General features: G+C 63.6%; 17 protein-coding genes. 7 read left to right on the forward strand and 10 right to left on the reverse strand.

The window, feature by feature from the left end; translation table 11 throughout:
* Positions 1 to 10: 10 nt before the first annotated feature.
* A complete protein-coding gene (locus ASF79_RS03410) occupies positions 11 to 1,546 on the forward strand; it encodes a DUF2142 domain-containing protein (protein ID WP_082495656.1) in 1,536 nt (511 codons plus the stop codon).
* Entirely contained in the window at positions 1,435 to 1,977 is a 543-nt protein-coding gene (locus ASF79_RS03415; protein ID WP_082495717.1) for a GtrA family protein, read from the forward strand. The genes ASF79_RS03410 and ASF79_RS03415 overlap by 112 nt, the downstream gene beginning before the upstream one ends.
* A 50-nt stretch (positions 1,978 to 2,027) precedes the next feature.
* Here ASF79_RS03415 and ASF79_RS03420 read toward each other — a convergent pair whose 3' ends face one another.
* Complete coding sequence (locus ASF79_RS03420; protein ID WP_055851881.1) at positions 2,028 to 3,170, reverse strand: glycosyltransferase family 4 protein; 1,143 nt, start codon at positions 3,168 to 3,170, stop codon at positions 2,028 to 2,030.
* A 215-nt stretch (positions 3,171 to 3,385) separates the two neighbouring features.
* Here ASF79_RS03420 and rfbA point away from each other — a divergent pair, with 215 nt between their 5' ends.
* From rfbA to ASF79_RS03440, 4 genes are read left to right on the forward strand one after another with little or no spacing between them, the layout of a single operon-like run.
* On the forward strand, positions 3,386 to 4,252 hold the full coding sequence (gene rfbA, locus ASF79_RS03425; RefSeq protein WP_055775506.1) for a glucose-1-phosphate thymidylyltransferase RfbA: 867 nt from the start codon (positions 3,386 to 3,388) through the stop codon (positions 4,250 to 4,252).
* A 3-nt stretch (positions 4,253 to 4,255) separates the two neighbouring features.
* A complete protein-coding gene (rffA, locus tag ASF79_RS03430) occupies positions 4,256 to 5,392 on the forward strand; it encodes a dTDP-4-amino-4,6-dideoxygalactose transaminase (protein WP_055851884.1) in 1,137 nt (378 codons plus the stop codon).
* Entirely contained in the window at positions 5,389 to 6,621 is a 1,233-nt protein-coding gene (locus ASF79_RS03435; protein WP_055851887.1) for a hypothetical protein, read from the forward strand. The genes rffA and ASF79_RS03435 overlap by 4 nt, the downstream gene beginning before the upstream one ends.
* Positions 6,593 to 7,537: a glycosyltransferase gene (locus tag ASF79_RS03440; RefSeq protein ID WP_156366141.1), complete on the forward strand. Its 945-nt coding sequence runs from the start codon at positions 6,593 to 6,595 to the stop codon at positions 7,535 to 7,537. The genes ASF79_RS03435 and ASF79_RS03440 overlap by 29 nt, the downstream gene beginning before the upstream one ends.
* Positions 7,538 to 7,578: 41 nt before the next feature.
* Here ASF79_RS03440 and ASF79_RS03445 read toward each other — a convergent pair whose 3' ends face one another.
* From ASF79_RS03445 to ASF79_RS03475, 7 genes are read right to left on the reverse strand one after another with little or no spacing between them, the layout of a single operon-like run.
* Positions 7,579 to 8,442: a glycosyltransferase family 2 protein gene (locus tag ASF79_RS03445; protein ID WP_055851894.1), complete on the reverse strand. Its 864-nt coding sequence runs from the start codon at positions 8,440 to 8,442 to the stop codon at positions 7,579 to 7,581.
* Positions 8,439 to 9,590: a glycosyltransferase family 4 protein gene (locus ASF79_RS03450; RefSeq protein ID WP_055851897.1), complete on the reverse strand. Its 1,152-nt coding sequence runs from the start codon at positions 9,588 to 9,590 to the stop codon at positions 8,439 to 8,441. Before ASF79_RS03450 ends, ASF79_RS03445 begins: the two co-directional genes overlap by 4 nt.
* Positions 9,562 to 11,130, reverse strand: a complete 1,569-nt coding sequence (locus ASF79_RS03455; protein ID WP_055851900.1) for a DUF2142 domain-containing protein — start codon at positions 11,128 to 11,130, stop codon at positions 9,562 to 9,564. The genes ASF79_RS03450 and ASF79_RS03455 overlap by 29 nt, the downstream gene beginning before the upstream one ends.
* Positions 11,123 to 12,676: a DUF2142 domain-containing protein gene (locus ASF79_RS03460; RefSeq protein ID WP_055851902.1), complete on the reverse strand. Its 1,554-nt coding sequence runs from the start codon at positions 12,674 to 12,676 to the stop codon at positions 11,123 to 11,125. Before ASF79_RS03460 ends, ASF79_RS03455 begins: the two co-directional genes overlap by 8 nt.
* Entirely contained in the window at positions 12,673 to 13,038 is a 366-nt protein-coding gene (locus tag ASF79_RS03465; protein ID WP_055851904.1) for a DUF2304 domain-containing protein, read from the reverse strand. Before ASF79_RS03465 ends, ASF79_RS03460 begins: the two co-directional genes overlap by 4 nt.
* Complete coding sequence (locus tag ASF79_RS03470; RefSeq protein WP_055851907.1) at positions 13,035 to 13,772, reverse strand: glycosyltransferase family 2 protein; 738 nt, start codon at positions 13,770 to 13,772, stop codon at positions 13,035 to 13,037. The genes ASF79_RS03465 and ASF79_RS03470 overlap by 4 nt, the downstream gene beginning before the upstream one ends.
* 45 nt (positions 13,773 to 13,817) lie before the next feature.
* Positions 13,818 to 14,759, reverse strand: coding sequence for a glycosyltransferase (locus tag ASF79_RS03475; protein ID WP_055851911.1), 942 nt, complete (start codon positions 14,757 to 14,759; stop codon positions 13,818 to 13,820).
* Between the two features lie 58 nt (positions 14,760 to 14,817).
* On the opposite strand from ASF79_RS03475, the gene ASF79_RS03480 reads away from it, so the two are divergent.
* Positions 14,818 to 15,561, forward strand: a complete 744-nt coding sequence (locus tag ASF79_RS03480) for a glycosyltransferase (RefSeq protein WP_055853096.1) — start codon at positions 14,818 to 14,820, stop codon at positions 15,559 to 15,561.
* Here ASF79_RS03480 and ASF79_RS03485 read toward each other — a convergent pair.
* Both ASF79_RS03485 and ASF79_RS03490 read right to left on the reverse strand, forming a co-directional pair.
* Entirely contained in the window at positions 15,558 to 16,445 is an 888-nt protein-coding gene (locus ASF79_RS03485; protein ID WP_055851916.1) for a glycosyltransferase family 2 protein, read from the reverse strand. The genes ASF79_RS03480 and ASF79_RS03485 overlap by 4 nt on opposite strands.
* Entirely contained in the window at positions 16,442 to 17,989 is a 1,548-nt protein-coding gene (locus ASF79_RS03490; RefSeq protein WP_156366142.1) for a DUF2142 domain-containing protein, read from the reverse strand. The genes ASF79_RS03485 and ASF79_RS03490 overlap by 4 nt, the downstream gene beginning before the upstream one ends.
* Between the last annotated feature and the right edge of the window lie 20 nt (positions 17,990 to 18,009).

Here is an 18,009-nt window from a genome sequence, read left to right on the forward strand (position 1 = left end):
CGGGGACGACATGACATCACGACAGGCTAGAGAAGTCGTTCGACGACCGTGGTTTGTCTTCATCTTGTCGTTGATGGCCTTCGGAGCCATGTCAGTCCTCTGGGCGGCGACGTCGCCGATCGGAGCGAGTCCGGATGAGCCGGCGCACTATATCAAGGCCGCCTCGGTTGTGCGGGGGCAACTTATCGGTGAACCGGGCCCGCGTCCGCAAGACCGTATTGTCAGTGTCCCCGAGACGGTCGCGAACACCCTCAATGTCAGTTGTCTCGCGTTCAAATCGGACGCTACGGGAGACTGTCTCCCATCCTTCGGTTCTGCAAAAGAAATGGTCGAGACGAGGACGTCCGCTGGGCTGTACAACCCAACGTATTACGTGCTCGTTGGATGGCCTTCGCTGCTGGATTCGGGGCCATCCGCTCTATATTTCATGCGGTTCGCCAGCGCGCTAGTGTGTTCGCTATTCCTTGCTACGACGATCACTTTTCTTTCCCAACTGGCCCGCCCCGTCCTACCAGTGCTTGCAGGAATCGTCGTGATGACGCCTACGACGTTGTTCCTAAGCGGCTCTGTCAATCCCAACGCGTTCGAGATAGTCACAACGGGCGCCTTCTTCTCAGCCCTTCTATACGCGGTGATGGGTCGGCCATCGAGGCGAGCGGATTGGTGGACCGCGGGGTCCCTCGTGCTCTCGGGTGCCATGCTCGCAAACTCACGGGGCCTTGCTCCCGCGTGGCTCGGATTCGCGGTCGTGATCGTCGCGGTGTCTGTAGGAGTTCTCCCCTTCGTCAAAAGGATGAGTCGTCCCCCGTTTCTGATAGCTGTCGGGCTCGTTGCGGTTGCTGCGGGCCTTGCACTGGTTTGGACCCTCAAGACGAATTCGCTTCCTGCTGTCGGAGAATACCCGGGGGTAGGCTCGACTTTTGGGCAAGGGTTCACCACGATGCTCTCGAACACCGTCGACTACCTGCGTATGGCGGTGGGCGTCTTCGGCTGGCTCGACTCGCCTGCCCCCGCGTGGGTCCTCGTCCTCTATTACGTGCTTCTTACGACAATCACAGCGTACGCGCTCGTCTTCTCGCGTCGGTCCCGTGCGGTGGCGGCATTGTGGGTCGCCCTCGCAGCCTGTTTACTCATGCCACCCCTGATACAGGCATCGACTGTAACCGTGTCGGGCTACGTCTGGCAGGGCCGATACACGTTGCCTCTGATCGTCATGCTTGCGGTCATGGCAGCGGTCGTGGCGTCTAACCGCTTTTCCGAGGTGCCTACCACCGATTCGCGTCGGCTTGTCGTTGTCGTACTGGCCGTGACCACGGTCGCGCAGATCGCATCTTTACTGACGAATCTGAAGCGCTATGTTGTGGGTTCTTCGCAGGATTGGAGCGTGTTCTTCGAAGGCCCGCGGTGGATTCCGCCGTTCTTCTCATCAACTGGATGGTTCGCCGTCTGTATCCTTGTCGCAGCGCTGTATCTCAGCGTGGCCCTGGTGCTGACCACTCGTTCCGTGGGGCTATCCTCGCGTCCGGTAGAGGGCGTGGCACGTTGATCTTCTCGAGATCAAATCTGAAGTCCGTCATCGTATATGGGTTGGTCGGGGGAACAGCCTTCGTTATAGACCTGGGAACTCTCGTCTTTTTGCGAGACGTGGCTCGTTGGGTTCTTCCCGTTGCCACAGCGTGCGCGCTGATGGCTGGTCTTGTGGCCAGCTACCTGATGCAGAGATTCTTCACTTTCAGACAATCGAAAGTGTCGTGGCACAGTCTGTGGAAATATGCGCTCCTCGTTACCTTCAATTGGGGAGCTACTCTGCTCATCATCCACCTTGTCGAGTCGACCGGAATCAACTACGTCTTCGGCAAAGTTGCCGCCACCGCCGCCATCACGATCTGGAACTACTTCATCTACCGCTTCTGGATTTTCCACGGTACTTCTGGGGCCGCAGCGGCGACGCCGTACCTCGACGCTCAGGCTCCGTAGCCCTCATTTGACAGGCGCCGTCGGTCTGATTCCGATGGTCATATCGCCGGTTAGAGGTCGGCGTGGAGCTGCCAGACTTTTTCTGCGGAATCGCGCCAGCTGAAGGCGCGAGACCGGTCGTAGCCTCCGACAGATAGACGCTCGAACAGTTGGGTGTCGCCAAGAACTCGCGTGATCGCCGCGGCGATGCGCTCTGGGTAACCTGCAGCGTCGTCTCGTTCGACTGACACGCTGGCCCCGGCGGTGACCTCGAGAAGAGCCGCGACGTCGGAGTGAATCACCGGGGTTCCGAAGTTCATCGCTTCGATCACGGGCAGACCGAAACCCTCGGCGAGACTCGGGTACACAAAGAGCGATGCGCGATCGAGGAGCAGGGCGAGGTCGGAGTCGGAGACGAATCCCATGGTGCGCACGCGTTCGGGCGGCAGGCCGGCGTCGGCGACGACGCGGGCTACGTTCAGGTCACCCCATCCGTCGGGACCAGCGATGAGTAGGGGAAGGTCGGGAACTCCCGGCCGGGCCAGAGCCTGGATCAACGGCGCGAGCCCCTTGCGGGGTTCGAGGGTGCCGACCGTGAGCATGTATTCGGCTGGCAGGTCGAGCTCGGAAGCGCGCTCGTCGGCGTTTCCGGGAACGACCAGTTTCGAGCTGACTGCGCCGCCGATGACACGAACGCGATCGCCGAAGTTGATGAACTCACCCAGTTCCGCGGCCACGGCGTGGGTGGGAACCACGATGGCGTCTGCGTAGCGTCGCGCGCGTTTGGCCAGCCCTCTATGCCAGGCCACGCCGTGCTTGGTGAGGGTCTCCGGATGCGTCCACGGAACGACATCGTGGATGGTGACGGCGACCTGCTCGCCGATCGAGTTAACGCGGTCGATCTTGCGCAATGGCGCGAGAAGGCTCGGTGCGTGAATCATGCCGCGACCCTTGGCGCCGGTCGAGAAGCCGTGCTGCCATGCACGGGCGAGTTCGCGGCGAGGCAAAGGCAGACGCGTGAGCTTCTCGAGGTCAGGCAGGCGAGAGAGAGTCTCGTCGTACGTTTCATTCGGCACCTTCGAGATGATGCCCTCGACATCGCAGCCGCGTGGTCTCGTGGCGATCAACTCACGTGTCAATTCTTCTGTATAGCGACCGATGCCCCCCGGTACCGTCGCCACCATCTGATCAATGATCACCCTGAGGGTCGTCATCAGTCTCCAAATACTTCCCGAGTGAGCAGCAGAGTGCAGCTCACTGGACGGTCGCGCATGCGTTCGAATTCCGCTCGGGACCTGCGACAGGTCTGGAAATAACCGGGTGGACAAGCCGCGGGGCGGAACGAACAAGACGACGAACTGTCCGTGCGCTCGACCCTATCAGGGACAAATGAGGCTTCCTGAAAGGCTGCCCGGTAGACTTCTCGACCATGCGCGGAATCATTCTCGCCGGCGGCTCAGGTACCCGGCTCTGGCCTATCACGAAGGGCATCAGCAAGCAGCTGATGCCGATCTACGACAAGCCCATGATCTACTACCCCCTCTCGACGCTGATGATGGCCGGCATCAGCGAGATCCTCATCATCACGACGCCCGAGTACAACGAGCAGTTCAAAGCGCTCCTCGGCGATGGCAGCGACCTTGGCATCCGTCTCGAGTACGCGGTGCAGCCGTCGCCCGACGGTCTCGCTCAGGCCTTCATCATCGGTGAGGAGTTCATCGGCGACGAGAGCGTCGCTCTTGTTCTCGGCGACAACATCTTCCACGGCACGGGCCTCGGTTCGAGCCTGCGGAACAACACCGACTTCGACGGTGCATTGATCTTCGCCTATCACGTCGCCAACCCGCGTGCCTACGGCGTCGTCGAGTTCGATGACGCCAACGTTGCTGTGTCGATCGAAGAGAAGCCCCTCGAGCCCAAGAGCAACTACGCCGTTCCCGGCCTCTACTTCTACGACAACTCCGTTGTCGAGATCGCGAAGACCATCGAGCCGAGTGCTCGGGGAGAGCTCGAGATCTCGACGGTCAACGAGCGCTATCTCAAGCAGGGCAACCTTCGCGTTCAGGTCCTCGATCGAGGCACGGCCTGGCTCGACACGGGAACATTCGAGTCGATGGTTCAGGCCACGGAGTTCGTGCGCGTGGTCGAAGACCGCCAGGGGTTCAAGATCGGGTGCATCGAGGAGATCGCCTGGCGCGCCGGATGGATCTCCGACGAGCAGCTCCGGGTCCTTGCGGCCCCTCTCGTCAAGAGCGGCTACGGGGCATACCTCAATACCCTGCTCGACGCGCGCTGACAGATGACCGCAGACATCCTCTTCTCGAAGCCGTTTCACGCGCCTCGGGAGATGGAGAATCTCGCGCGCGTCGTGCAGAGCGATCACGCTCACGGTGACGGGGAATTCACTCGTTCGGCCACGCGTCGTCTGACTGGCATCACCGGAGCTCCGGCGGCGCTGCTGACGACGTCGGGTTCGCACGCGCTCGAACTCGCGAGTCGGCTCCTCGACCTCGGCCCGGGCGACGAGGTGATCCTTCCGAGCTTCACTTTTCCCTCCGCTGCCAACGCCATCGCTCTCACCGGCGCAACGTGCGTGTTCGTCGACGTCGACCTGCGTTACGGCAACATCGACCCGCAGCAGGTCGCCGAGGCGATCACGCCGCGCACGAAGGCGATCTCTGTGGTCAGCTACGGGGGAGTGGCCGTCGACTTCGATTCGATCGAGCGCATCGCCGAGCAACACGGGCTGGCCGTCATCGAGGACAACGCGCACGGCTTGGGCGGGGAATACCGCGGTCGCCAGCTGGGCACGTTCGGAGTGGTCGCCATCCAGAGTTTCCACGACACGAAGAACGTGCACTCCGGTGAGGGTGGTGCCATTCTCATCAACGATCCGTCGATGCTGGAACGAGCCGAGATCGTTCGGGAGAAGGGCACCAACCGTGCACGGTTCCTGCGCGGCCAGGTCGACAAGTACACCTGGGTCGACGCCGGGTCGAGCTATCTCATGAGCGAGTACAACGCGGCGGTGCTCGACTCGCAGCTCGAGTCCTTCGACCTGATCCAGGCGAAGAGGCACGCCATCTGGAACAGCTACGCGGATCGCCTTCCTGCCTGGGCCGAGGCAGAGAACGTGCGATTGATGGATGTGCCGGACGACCGCCGACACCCGGCGCACCTGTTCTTTCTCCAAGCCCCCGATCACGACTATCAGACTGCTCTTCTCGCGCATCTGCGCTCGATGGGCGTCGTGGGCACGTTCCACTACATTCCTCTCGATTCGGCACCGGCGGGCCTGCGTTTCGGGCGTCGGCTGCGCGAATTGACGTCGAGCCAGAGCTTCTCCGACCGACTGGTGCGTCTGCCGCTCTGGGCCGATATGAGCGACGACCAGGTCGACCGAGTGATCGCGGCCGTCACCTCGTTTCACCGATGAAGACCGTTCTCCTGCGGCTCTCGGGCTTCACGGTCTTTCCTCTTCTCTCCCTGATCACCCCGTTCCTGCTCCTGCCGATCGTCTCCGGCATCGTCGGCGGCGACGGGGTGTCGAGTGTGATCTCCGGCCAGGCGATCGGTACCTTCGCTGCCACCGCGCTCATGTGGGGGTGGAATGTCGATGGGCCGGTTGCCATCGCTCGAGCGACCACACCCGACGAAAGAGCGACGGTCTATCTTCGAAGCGTTCGCACGAGGATCGTGCTGATGGTGTTCGCTCTTCCGATCGCGTCCGTCATCGCGGCCTTCGTCGCCGTGCCGGAGTTCCGTGTCGAGGCGGTGTCGATGACTCTTGCCACGGCGCTCGTGGGCATGTCTCCCGCCTGGTTCTGCATAGGGCTCGGCCAGCCCAAGCTGCTCGCCTACTACGACACCATTCCGAGGTTCGCGGCGACCCTCGTCGCCGTTCCGCTGTTGCTCGTGACGCAGCAGGTGTGGAGCTACACGCTCGTCCTCGCGGTCGCGACGGTGATCAGCCTCATGCTCTTCCACCGCCGTTTCTCGCCCGGGGGTGTGTGGCTCCCGAAACCGATCGGCGCAGCGCTCAGCGATCTTCGATCGCAGCGTCACACCGCCGGCATCAGCATGGCGGGCAGCGCATACGCATCCACACCGGCGCCGATCGCGACGGCGACGACGAGCCCCCTCGCGTCCGGGAGCCTGTCGACCGCCGACACCCTGTATCGCTTCGGTCTGTTCACCGTTGTGGCGCTGGGCAATGCCTTTCAGAGCTGGACGATCGAGCCCGGGATCGCCAACAGGCGCCAGCGGCACGCGTTCGCTCTGTGGTCGCACATCGGTCTCGGCGCGGCGGGCCTCGTCATCCTCGTTTTGGCGGGGCCTTGGGTCAGCGAGATCCTGTTCGCGGGGCAGGCCCGCGCCACCGTCGAGGTGTGTCTCTACTACGGCATCGCGTTCTTCTTCCTCTCGGCCGGAACACCCCTGATGCGCAACGTGCTGATTCCCGCCGGACGCCAACGGCTGATCCTGCGCTGGACGCTGATCTCTGCAGTGCTCGGAATCGGCGCGATGCTCGTGGCCGGCTTGTCTGGTCATGCTCCGCTGATCGCTCTGGGAATGGCCCTCAGCGAGGCCGTGCTGTGCGCGGCCCTCGCCATCCCCGCCTTCCGAGAACTGCGGCGTGAGAAAGACGAAGACCATGTCGGCTGAGCTGAGCGCTTCGAGCGTCGTCGCGATCGTGGCGTCGTACCGCCCCGATGCAGAGCTGGTCGCCACCGTCGTGTCTCTGGCCGAGCAGTTCGAGCACGTCGTGATCGTCGACGACGGATCTCCTGCGGAGTTCGCAGATCGTCTCGATGCCATCGAGGCCACGGGTGTTCGTGTCATCCGTCGGCCGCGGAACGCGGGCATCGCCGCAACCCTGAACGCCGGAATCCGCGCGGCCGAAGAGAGCTGGCGCCCTGACTTCTTCGTGACCTTCGACCAGGATTCGGTGCCGGTCGACGACTACGCCGATCGGGCGCTGGCGACGTTCCGCCAGGCGCGGGCAGCGGGTCGCCGAGTCGGGTTCGTGGTCGCCTCGTCGTACAGCGGGCACGCCGTGCACGTGCGCGGAAACGTCGACGGGTTCGCCATCGCCTTCGACCCCATGCAATCGGGCTTCGTCATCGCCCGCCAGACGATCCAGGCCATCGGCCACCTCGACGAGGGGCTCGTGATCGACGGCGTCGACAGCGAGTACACGGCTCGGGCGCGCGCGGCCGGCCTCGACGTGCTCGTGGGGGCCGGATGTGACATCCTGCATCAACTCGGACGGCGCGACCCGGCGCGGCTGTTCGGGCGGCCGCTGCGCGTGCTGGGCCACGAGATCAGTTACAACTACCACTCGCCGACGAGGGTCTATTACATCGCCCGCAACGGGACGACCCTGACACGACGCTACCTTCTGAAGGACCCGTCGTGGGTGCTGCGCCGGCTCAGCGAGGAGACCAAGGCGCATGTGCTGCGTCTGGCCTTCAGCCCGAACCGGCGCTCGATCGCGGCTGCGATGGCCGCGGGGTACAGGGATTCGTTTCGGGGCCGCGACGGTCTGGTGCCGCCGTCGTTGTCCCGCCGGCTCCGCTGAGCTGGCTTCGGCCCGCCGACATATGATGCGCGCAGGGCGGGCTACCGCCGTCGGTTGAAGACCCTCGTCACGAGGAACGCGCGCGCCGAGAGACCGATGCGGGCAGCCAGCCGTACCGGAGCCAGGTACCAGCCGCGGTACTTGCTCGAGAGGAAGAGATAGGCGCTCTCGTGGTGCACGAGTACCATCTTCGCGGAGTGCTCGTCGGTCGAGTGGGCACCCGAGTGCATGACCTTTGCGGATGGCGCGTACCTATTGCGCCAGCCGGCCTTCGCGAGGCGGTAGCCGAGGTCGACGTCTTCGAAGTACATGAAGAATCGATCGTCGAAGCCACCGACGGCGTCGAACGCCTCGCGACGAACGAGAAGGCAGGATCCGGACAGCCAACCGGCGTCGCGTTCTCGAGGGGGCCGTTCGTTGTCGCTGTGGTACCGCCGGCTCCAGGGATTCGACGGCCAGATGTTGGCGAAGAGGGCATGTCCGAGTCCCATGCGCAGCGACGGGATGGCGCGGGCGGAGGGGTAGATCTCGCCGTCGGTCTCGACCAGCGGTCCGACGGCGCCGATCCGGGCATCCGATTCGCCGACGCGCACCAATTCATCGACGGCACCTGCCTGGATCTCGATATCGGGATTGCTCACGAGTACCCAGGAGATGTTCGCCGGCAGACTCCGCACCGCGGCGTTCATCGCGCCGCCGTAGCCCAGATTGCCGGTCATGGGCAGATACGTCACCCGATACCGCTCCGCGAGTTCTCGCACGGCTGCGCCGGCCTCAGGACGGTTGTCTGCGACGACCGCCTGCAGCGGTAGGGCGCTTGCCGCGTCGAGGGAGGAGAAGAAGCCGTCGAGTACCCCTTCGGAGCCGTAACTGACCGTGACGACGCCCGCCGTGGCGGCGCTCATGCACGATCTCCCGCGTCGGCGAAGGCAGCGGAGTACACCGCGGCGCACTCGCTCCAGGTGAAACGAGAGCTGCGGGCGAGGCCCGACTGAGCGAGTTCGGCCCGATGATCAGGATCATCGAGGAGCGCGCGCATCTCTGCGGCGAGCGATTCTGCGTCGGGTTCGGCATAAGCGACGGCGTCGCCACCCACCTCGGGAATGGAGAGGCGTCGGGTCGTCAAAACGGCAGCCCCGCTCGACATCGCCTCGAGGACGGGCAGACCGAACCCTTCGCCCAAACTCGGATACACGACGAGTTCAGAGCCTCCGAGGAACGCGGACAGAAGCGCGAGGGGAAGGTAACCGGCCTCGATGACGGGACGCTGTTCGACAGCCAGCCGCGCGTTGCGATCGAGGGCATCGTTCGCGGCCTCATCCCATCCGCGGGCTCCCGACAGCACGAGCACGGGCGTAGCCGGATCGGCTTCGCGCAGGCTCGCGTGTGCGGCGATGAGGGCGGGGATGTTCTTGCGCGGCTCGATGGTGCCCAGGAAGGCGATCCACGGCTGTTCTGGCGCGAGACCGATCTCGCGGCGCGCTTCGGCGATGGCGTCGGGCGTCGGCGGCGTGAACACGAGGGGATCGACGCCCAGATAGCCGACATCGATCGTGCTCTGGGCGTGCGCAACGTAGCGCTGGACTTCATCGGCCGTGGCCCGGCTGGCGGCGACGAGTCGATCGGCGTGGGCATTGGCCCGGCGGATCCACGAACGGAAGAAGACGCCCTTCAGCCTCGAGTGGGCATCCGGAGAGCTGAAGAAGGTTGCATCATGCAAGGTGACCACGCGCCGAGCGCGGGTGACCAAGGGAAACGTGTAGTGCGGAGAGTAGATGACGTCTGCCCGGCGTCGGCGGGCGAGCGCAGGAAGCCCTGTCTGCTCCCAGAGGAAGCGCCCACCGCGTCGCGAGACCCGCGCTGGAGCAACGAGGTATGTGTGTCCCGGAGCGACGTCGTGCAACGCCGGTATGTCTTGTCGCTTGGCGACGACGTCGACGAGCTGGCCATTTTCTTCCAGACCAGACAGCAGCCCTGAAATGAAACGGGCCACGCCGCCGTGGCTCGGAGGAATCGATGTGGCGTCAAACAGCACGCGGGGTGAGGTCTTCACGATGTCCCTCCTTCTCGTCTTGATCGAACGGATTCTTCGACAGGTGCAATGACATCACAATCAGGGTCAACAGCACGGCGCCGAGCCCGAAGGCGCCTAGCGACAGGATGGCTCCGCCAGGCGGCGACCAGGCGGGTTGGGTGATCATCTGCTTCCACGCCGTCGCGCTACCCACCGTGAATCGATGCAGCGCACTAGCGAACGCATACGACTGCGCGTAGATGAACGCGGCCGCGATCACAGCGACGACGCGCGTGCCGCCGACCGAGGTAGCCGGGCTTGCAACACGGCGCGGAATGGCGCACGCGAGAACCACAGCGAGCCCGAATGCCAGCATGGTCAGAGTCGGCAGCCCGTATCGGCCCTGCCAGATATAACCGCCGGTCGTGATGAAGGCGGCCTGAATGAGCGGCGGAACCAGGAAAAAGCTCAGCACCAAGGCGATGCCGAAGATGGCATACCTCCGTCGCAGGAGGTAGACGGCGGCCAGAACGACGGCACCGAGCAGCACGGTCCAGACGACCACGGTGGTGTCGGGAACGGGGGTGTCCATCCAACCGAAGTTGCCGATCATGTCGTTTCCATTGGTGACACTCAGCGTGATCATTTTCATGAAGCCGAAGAGCGGGCTGCTCCCGACATCGGGAAACACCTCGAAACCGCCGGTCGAGGTCGTTCTCGCGTCGGTGGCGAGGCGGGTGCTGATCGGGTTCCATGCGAGGGCGGCAACGGCGAGCACGGCGAGTACTGCGGTGCTCACGATGACGGCTCGCTGATGCAACAACTGAACGACTCCGCGCCATCCGAGGAGGAGAAGGGGGAGCGCGATGGCCAGGGCGACCCACAGCGGCGACACAGTGCGTGCGCCCATAGCGAGTGCCGCCGTGACGACGAGTATCGTCAGTCGACCCGCGAGTAGCTCCCGGGAGGGGTGCAGCACGATCGACAGCATGGCGGCGAAGACGGCGAGGCTGCCCGAGATCTCGAATGCGCTCGGATTGACCACCCCGTTGACGTAGATGACCATGGGGGTCAGAGCGACGAGCAAGCCGACGGCGGGAACGGATCGGCGACGCCAGCCGGCGACGAGCAGAAAAGCGCAGGCGAGCATGGCCGATGAGATGATCGTCGAGACGATGCGCATTCCGTAGAGGCCAGCCTCGCCGGTCAAGAGCAAGGTCGGCCAGCCGACGACGGCGTAGTAGACGGGGTTGTTGTAGCCGGCCGACGTCTCGGTCGTGACGGTCTCGGAACCGGAACCCTCGAGGGCCGGCGCGCATCCAGCATCTTGATTGAGGTCGAACCTGTAGCAGTCTTGCGTGGCGGTCCAGGCCACCGCGGCGGGAACGTCGACGATGTTGCCGGTGTCGCCTTGGGGGCCCACGAGTTCCCCACGGACGACTGACGCGGCCTTGATGAGGTGCGCCGGCTCGTCTGGGCCGGAGCCGAGGGGAGACGCGAACGCCCACGCGATAGACATCAGCGAGAGGGCGATCCAGGCCGTGAAGAAGGCGACCCTAGGTGAGAACCTCTTACGCATCCGAGCCGACGACCTCGATGCGCCGCTCGGTCGAACGCAGGCGGAAGACTACGACGGCCAAGATGAGAAGACCGACCACGAAGAGTGCGAGCGACAGCGCGACACCCCCGGGCGGAATCCATTGTGGGTCGGTGATCAGCTGCTTCCACGAGGTGTCACTGCCGATGACGTTTCGGCGCATCGCTTTGAGGAATCCGTAACCCTGACCCGCAATGAAGCCGACGATTACGGCGAAGATCAGACGGCTGAGGGCGGTGGCGGAGAAACGCGAGTTCTCGAGAGAGGTACCGACGAGAGCGGCGACACCGAAGATGAGCATGGCGAAGATCGGGAGACCATAACGGCCTTGCCAGATGAAGCCCCCGGTTGTGATGAACGCAGCCTGGATGAGGGCGGGGAGAATAAGTGCGAGGAGCAGGAGGGTGGCGCCGACGAAAGCGCGCCGTCCACGCAACAGGACGAAACCAGCCAGCAGGATGACGCCGAGTAGCATCGTCCAAATCACGATCGTCGTCGCGGGCACAGGAGTGTCTAGCCAGCCGAAGTTACCGATCATGTCCGCGCCATTGGTGAAGGTCAGCGTCACCATCTTCACGAAGCCGAAGAAGGGACTCTGGCCCACATCGGGGAACAACGTCGTGATCACCGGAGTCGCGGGAGCGCCCGCCGCGGCATCCGTAGCGAGCCTCGTGCTGATCGGAGTCCACGCGATCGCCAAGGCAGCGCCCAGCGCAACTACTGCCGCGGAAACGAGAACGACGCGTTTTCTGAGCAGGACCCCGAGTTCGCGGCCCCTGAGTAACAGCAAGGGAAGGACGATGGCAAGGGCAACCCACAAAGGCGAAATCGTTCGCGTGTTTGCCGCCAGGACAGAGACGGAGACCAGAACAATGGCCTGTTCGCGAAGCATCCGCTCATTTGGCTGGGACACGATAGTCATCATGGCTACGAACGCCGTAATTATGCCTGAGATCTCAAACGAGCTCGGGTTCACGAGGCCGTTGACGTAGAGGACCATCGGAGTGATCGCCGCGAGCAGGCCGACAGTTGGAATGGTCGGTCGACGCCATGTGGAAACGAGCATGAACGCGAGCGCGAGCATGCCAGACGAAAGGATTCCGCTCACGATACGCATAGCGTAAATACCCGTTGAATCGGAGAAGATCAGGGTCGGCCACCCGACCAGAGCATAATATGCGGGGTTGTTATAGCCAGCGGTCGTAGAACCAGGAACTATCTTGCCCGGGTCGCCTTCGACCGCCGGTGCACAATTCGCTGGCACAGTCGGTTGAAAGACGAAGCAGGTCTGCGCATTGGTCCACGAGACGTAGTTCGGGACATCGACCTCGTTGCCGTACGTGCCCTGCGGCCCGACGAACTCACCGCGGACGACGGATGCAGCCTTGATGATATGAGCCGGTTCGTCTGGACCCGACGATATCGGCGATGAGATCGCCCACGCGGCTGCGAGAAGTGAAAGCGCAATCCACGCTCCGGCGAAGACCCTCCACCGGCCTCTGCCGATGCTCGGCGAACCAGAACTCACGGCTCTTTCCGAATCGATTTCTCGAGTTCTTCGATTCGGAGCTGCTGGAGGGCCGCGGTCTCGGCGAGAACCCGCGTCTTCGTCTCGAGGTCGGTGAGCTCGGCGCTGTGCTGGATCGACACGAGAAAGAGAACCGCCATGCTCACAAAGAAGATGAGGTTGGTCGGCACTGCGACCCCGACGAGGCTAGCAGCCCAGCCGAGAATGTCGGGAAACAGACCCACCAGGAGCGCGAGGGTTCCCGCTAAGAGCCACCACACGGCGTGGCGTTCGCGCAGTCGCCGCCGACGCAGCATTTCTATGACGACACCGAGGGTGAGCAGGGCGGATAAAACCCCGAGCAGGTATGTGGCGATGGTCATCGGGTCGACGCCTCCGAGGGCAGGATCACAGGCGGGCGGAGAAGAGCGATGAACAGAGCCATCACCGCGCGACCGAGGTAGATCGCCGCTTTGAACGGGTTGTGCGACGGGCGTCCGCCGGCGCGTGGGCGCATCGCGACGGCCACCTGACTGACGGTGAGAGAGGCCCGTGATGCGATAACAAGAGATTCGACGGTGTCGCCCAGATACTCGGCGGGGTAGTGGGCGGCGAAGAGACGGACAGCGCGGGGCCCGCTTGCGCGGAAGCCGGATGTGGTGTCGGTGAGTCTGGTGCCCGCGAGACGGCTGAGGATTCCTGAGAGCATCAGCATCGCCCAGCGCCGAGGCCCGCGCACCGAGTATTCTCCTTCTCCCGCGAAGCGGGCGCCCAGAACGAGGTCGTGTGTGGCGAGCTGCTCGATAAGAGCGGGCACGCCCACGGGATCGTGCTGGCCGTCTGAATCGATTTGGATGACGTTGGCATATCCGTGTTCGAGCGCGTACTTGAAGCCGACGCGCATGGCCCCGCCCACGCCGAGGTTGAACGGCAAGGACGCGACGATAGCTCCAGCCGCGGCGGCTTTTGCCAATGTCGCATCGGTCGAGCCGTCGTCGACGACGAGGCAATGGATGCCGGGAAAAGTGCCGAGAACCTCGCGAACGACGTTGCCGACGGCCTCTTCCTCGTTGAATGCAGGCATCACAATTAGTGTGCCGTCGAAGGGGGTGGGCATCCGACCATCATAAGCGCCTGCCGTGGCCGGCGAGCGAAGGCGCGGTCAGCGGCGAGCGATCCGTTCGGCGGAGCTCGGCATGCGACCCTGTCTGCCCCGGATGCCATCGAGCCATCCGGCGACGATGAGGCGGCCGAGGACGACCCGATTCTTCGACAGTGCCAGCACGATGGCGAAGTGCCGCGCATCGAGAAGGGTCTCCTTAACCGACCATGCGCGATGACGCGAGCCGAATGCCCTGTTCATGAGAACCCGGTTGCGGGCGATGTAGTAGTAGCGGAATGGCGAGCTTCTCACGAGCGACACCTCGTTGCCGCCGAAACGCAAGCGACGGCCGAAGATCGTGGGATGGAATCGACCGCCAAGGCTATGCCCGAGGTGGGTACCAGCCGCGAGTACGGTCTCGAAACCGAGGTCGGAAAGACGCATGAAGTACTCGGTGTCGACAGAGTCGATAAAGAGTCCGGCGCGGAACGGACCGGCGCTCTGCCAGACAGAGCGGGGGATGACCAGACCCGACTGGATAGGCTCCAGCCCCAGGACGACCCCGTTCCGCACTTCCGCGACGCGGGAGGGGAGTCCTTCGACGGAGTGAGGCGCGACCAGGCCGACCTGCACGCCCGCCGTCCTGGCCGAGCCGAACGCGGCAAGTGCGCGTTCGACGTAGTCGCTTTGAAGCGTCGAATCCTGGTCGAGCGTCAGCACGAACTCAGCATCGGGCTCGCTCGCGAACGCCATATCGACGCCCGCGTTCAGTGCGGATGCAATGCCCGAGTTCTGCCCGAGCAGGACGATCTGGCACCCGGCCGCAGCGCACGCATCCAGAATCTCTGTCACATCGATCGTGCTGCCGTCGTCGACGATCGTGACAGAGCTCGTCTGCGGTAGCAGCGAGGTACACGCGTCGAGCAGAGCGGGCCCCGGATTGAACGCTGAGATCACGGCGACGACACGCGTCGACGGGGTGGTCGAATCTGCTCGGGGCACGGCGGCCTCCTTCTCGTCGGACGCCGGAAGAGCTGTGGCGGGCGAATACTATGGTGGCATGATCCGGGCGAGCGTGTGCATGGCCACCTACCGAGGCGCGCCGTTCGTGAGGGAGCAGATCGAGTCGATTCTCGAGCAGCTTCACGACGATGATGAGCTCGTGATCGTCGACGACGCATCACCCGATGACACGGTCGCCGTCATCCAGGGCATCGATGATCCGCGCGTTCGGTTGCACGCGGAGCCGGTCAATCGCGGATACGTGCGAACCTTCGAGAACGCCATTCGCCGCGCTCGCGGAAAGTACATCATGCTCTCCGATCAAGATGATGTCTGGACTCCCGGGCGACTAGGGCTGATGATCGCGCATTTGGACACGCACCTTGTCGTTGCCGGCAACTACTCGGTGCTGGGTGAAAACGGCCGGATGCCCGCACGCCGGCCGCTGAGGTCCGGTTACGACCGGCAGTTCGGCTGGAACACTCTGGCGATCCTTGTGGGGTATCGCCCCTACTTCGGATGCGCGATGGGATTCCGACGAGAGCTTGTGCGCGATCTCGTACCGTTCCCAGAGATCTTCATAGAGTCGCACGATCTCTGGCTGGCGATCCTCGGCAATGCGACGCGTTCGATCTCGCACCTGAGCGAGGTGGTCGTCGAGCGGCGCCTGCACGACTACAACGTCACTCCGCTGAAGTGGCGCCCGCTCGGAACGATCCTCACCGCGCGGCTGATGCTCGCGCGTGGCATGTTGATCGCCCGGCGACGGGTTCGGCGGCGGCCTCCGCGCTCGATCGCCTAACGCCCGCCTAGAGCGTGGCGAAGCAATGCCCGTCGGCCACCCGTGTCGCGCCATCGGAGAGCTTTAGGCAACGACCACAGCGCGCTGAGCCTTGATGGTACATGCCTCCGGGCGACACGGGCAGCTCGATACCATCCCATCGCTTCGCAGCGGTCGGCGGCCTCGTAGAACACGTCGCGCTCTTCAGCGAACTTTGATCCGTCGACGCCGCCCAATGAGGAGACGCTTGCCGCGTGTCTGCGATAATCGAAAACCGTCTCGTCATCCAGCACGAGGGCTCCGCCCGACAGCACGATCTGCAAGATCAGAGTGAGATCTTGAACGACCCGGCGGTCTTCGCGAAAACCGAACTCTCTTAACCGGTCGCTTCGCCAGCAGAGCGACGGGAAGTAGCACCAGTTGCCACGGAGGAGGCTGGCAGCGAGTTCGTCTCCGGCGAGGACCTGCGGCTTCGATCCACGAGGGCGAAGAAGCGATTTCACCCGATCGGGCAAAGGACTCGACGGTTCTCCGTTCTCGTCGATAACCGAGACACCCGGTTGGATCAAGTCGGCATTCGGGTTCTGGGACTGCAGTCGCGCTACGCGCGCCACGTAACCCGGCCGCATCACGTCGTCACACCCCATGATCACGGCGAAGTCGTTCTCGATGAGCGAGACACAACGATTGAAATTGCCGCTCACACCGAGGTTGTGTTCGTTTCGGAGATAGGTGATGCGGGGGTCGTTCAGCCCACGTGCCCAGTCGCCGGCGGAAAGGTCGGGGTATACATCGTCGACGATGACGAGACGCCAGTCGTCATCTGTTTGCGCCAGCACGCTTTCCACAGCCAGGCGAAACTGGTCCGCCCTTCCGTAGAAAGGCATCAGTATGTCGAGAGTCATACGGCAGTGGATCTCAGTCGAGGCGAAGAGTGGCCGTCACCAAACTGCTGATGGGGCGTCGAGCTGAGAACGCTGTGATAACGGAGGAGCAGATGAACGGCGAAAGCGAACGCCAGTGCTCCGATCGCCCAGACGGCTAGCGGGGGAACGGGAAGAGCCCACCACCACTCGCGTTGATTGTTCAGGTTCCAGCCGCCCATGTCCACGCCCGTGAGGTACCGGCGCATGTTCACATGCAGCGCGATAGCATTCGCCACGATGATCGACACTTCGACGAGGTAGACCTGAACCCGGCCGAGCTGAGGTTCGCGATCACGCAGGTGGAAGAGAGCGACACCGGCGAACATGATGATGAGCGGAAGCACGTACCGCGGCTGCACCCCGCTGCCAACGACAGTACTGCTCTGGACGAGGATGTACACGGGGATAGCGACGAGGGCGCCGGCGATGAGACCGAGAACCAGAAGTTTGCGCCAGGTCGTGTGCGCGAGGGCCGCGAAGACGACTACGGCAAAGGCTGCGAGGCTCACCACTGAGACGATTCCGGGCATCCTCGTATCGAACCATCCGAGCGCCCAGGAGCCGAAAACGCCCGCCCAGAGGAGCGGGAGGTCGAGAAGATTGCTCGTCAAGAGGAAGCCTGTGTCGGTCGTCGCGATCGTGGTGTCCGTACCCATCCCCGACGATGCTGCCGCGACCTGATTCGAGGTCAAGTAAAGGGCGATCGACCCAATGACGATGAGAATCGGCAGTATGGTCAGGCGCCAATACCCGTCTGTCCGCTTGACCGTGAGAGCGACGGCTACCCCTGCGCCGATGATCGCGTAGAGGGCTGAGTCGGCACGAGCTCCGGCACCGAGCCCGGCCGCGAGAAGCGCGAGCAGCCCGAGGGCGATGCGCCTCCTGCCCGTCGTCTCGAAATAGCCCACGAGAGCAATCCAGACCGAGCCGCCCGAGATGATCGCCCAGGAACTGGGGTTGTTCGAGGCGAGTAAAAACATGCCGAGCGGAACGATACCCACAACCCACGACCAGACGAGCGTGCTGCGGCGTCGCCGGGGAAGGAGGGCATAGAGCGCCGTCCAGAGCGCGACGAAGATGGCGATGCTGACCATTCGCATGACGACCACCGACCTCTCGACGTCTTCCGACGCGAATACTCCCATCACTGCGTAGTAGACGGGGGGATACAGCCCGGTGGAGTTGAGCCGGACGGTCGGCACCAGCTTTGACGCCGCGCTACCCGAAATGGGCTCTTGGCACGCTGCGCTTACTGCGGGTGCGAATTTGTAACACTCGGCTCCGTCACGTACGAGCTGAGGAACGAGGCGCTCATTGGGTTGGGCGCCTGTCTCGCATATCCCGTCGCGGATTCCGAGCCCGCACCATGTGCTGGCGAGGTGAAAGTCATCGTCGGGGCTGGCGCCGACAGGGGAGGCCAGAGCCCAGCTCGCCAAACTGAGGAACATGGCGAGGGGAAACACCACGAAGAGCATCAACCGGGTCTGCCTTGCGCGGTTGCGTTTCGGGGGAGTCGTCGTCATCAGGTCATTCTCTTCGGGTG

The sequence above is a fragment of the Agreia sp. Leaf335 genome, assembly GCF_001423605.1.
In the GTDB taxonomy this organism is placed as follows: Bacteria; Actinomycetota; Actinomycetes; order Actinomycetales; family Microbacteriaceae; genus Agreia.

Bases quoted from the DNA above. Each gene is read 5' to 3' on its own strand.
- ASF79_RS03410 (WP_082495656.1), top strand. From the start codon at position 11: ATGACATCACGACAGGCTAGAGAAGTCGTTCGACGACCGTGGTTTGTC.
- ASF79_RS03415 (WP_082495717.1), top strand. From the start codon at position 1,435: ATGGTTCGCCGTCTGTATCCTTGTCGCAGCGCTGTATCTCAGCGTGGC.
- ASF79_RS03420 (WP_055851881.1), bottom strand. From the start codon at position 3,170: ATGACGACCCTCAGGGTGATCATTGATCAGATGGTGGCGACGGTACCG.
- rfbA (WP_055775506.1), top strand. From the start codon at position 3,386: ATGCGCGGAATCATTCTCGCCGGCGGCTCAGGTACCCGGCTCTGGCCT.
- rffA (WP_055851884.1), top strand. From the start codon at position 4,256: ATGACCGCAGACATCCTCTTCTCGAAGCCGTTTCACGCGCCTCGGGAG.
- ASF79_RS03435 (WP_055851887.1), top strand. From the start codon at position 5,389: ATGAAGACCGTTCTCCTGCGGCTCTCGGGCTTCACGGTCTTTCCTCTT.
- ASF79_RS03445 (WP_055851894.1), bottom strand. From the start codon at position 8,442: ATGAGCGCCGCCACGGCGGGCGTCGTCACGGTCAGTTACGGCTCCGAA.
- ASF79_RS03455 (WP_055851900.1), bottom strand. From the start codon at position 11,130: ATGCGTAAGAGGTTCTCACCTAGGGTCGCCTTCTTCACGGCCTGGATC.
- ASF79_RS03465 (WP_055851904.1), bottom strand. From the start codon at position 13,038: ATGACCATCGCCACATACCTGCTCGGGGTTTTATCCGCCCTGCTCACC.
- ASF79_RS03470 (WP_055851907.1), bottom strand. From the start codon at position 13,772: ATGCCCACCCCCTTCGACGGCACACTAATTGTGATGCCTGCATTCAAC.
- ASF79_RS03480 (WP_055853096.1), top strand. From the start codon at position 14,818: ATGATCCGGGCGAGCGTGTGCATGGCCACCTACCGAGGCGCGCCGTTC.
- ASF79_RS03485 (WP_055851916.1), bottom strand. From the start codon at position 16,445: ATGACTCTCGACATACTGATGCCTTTCTACGGAAGGGCGGACCAGTTT.
- ASF79_RS03490 (WP_156366142.1), bottom strand. From the start codon at position 17,989: ATGACGACGACTCCCCCGAAACGCAACCGCGCAAGGCAGACCCGGTTG.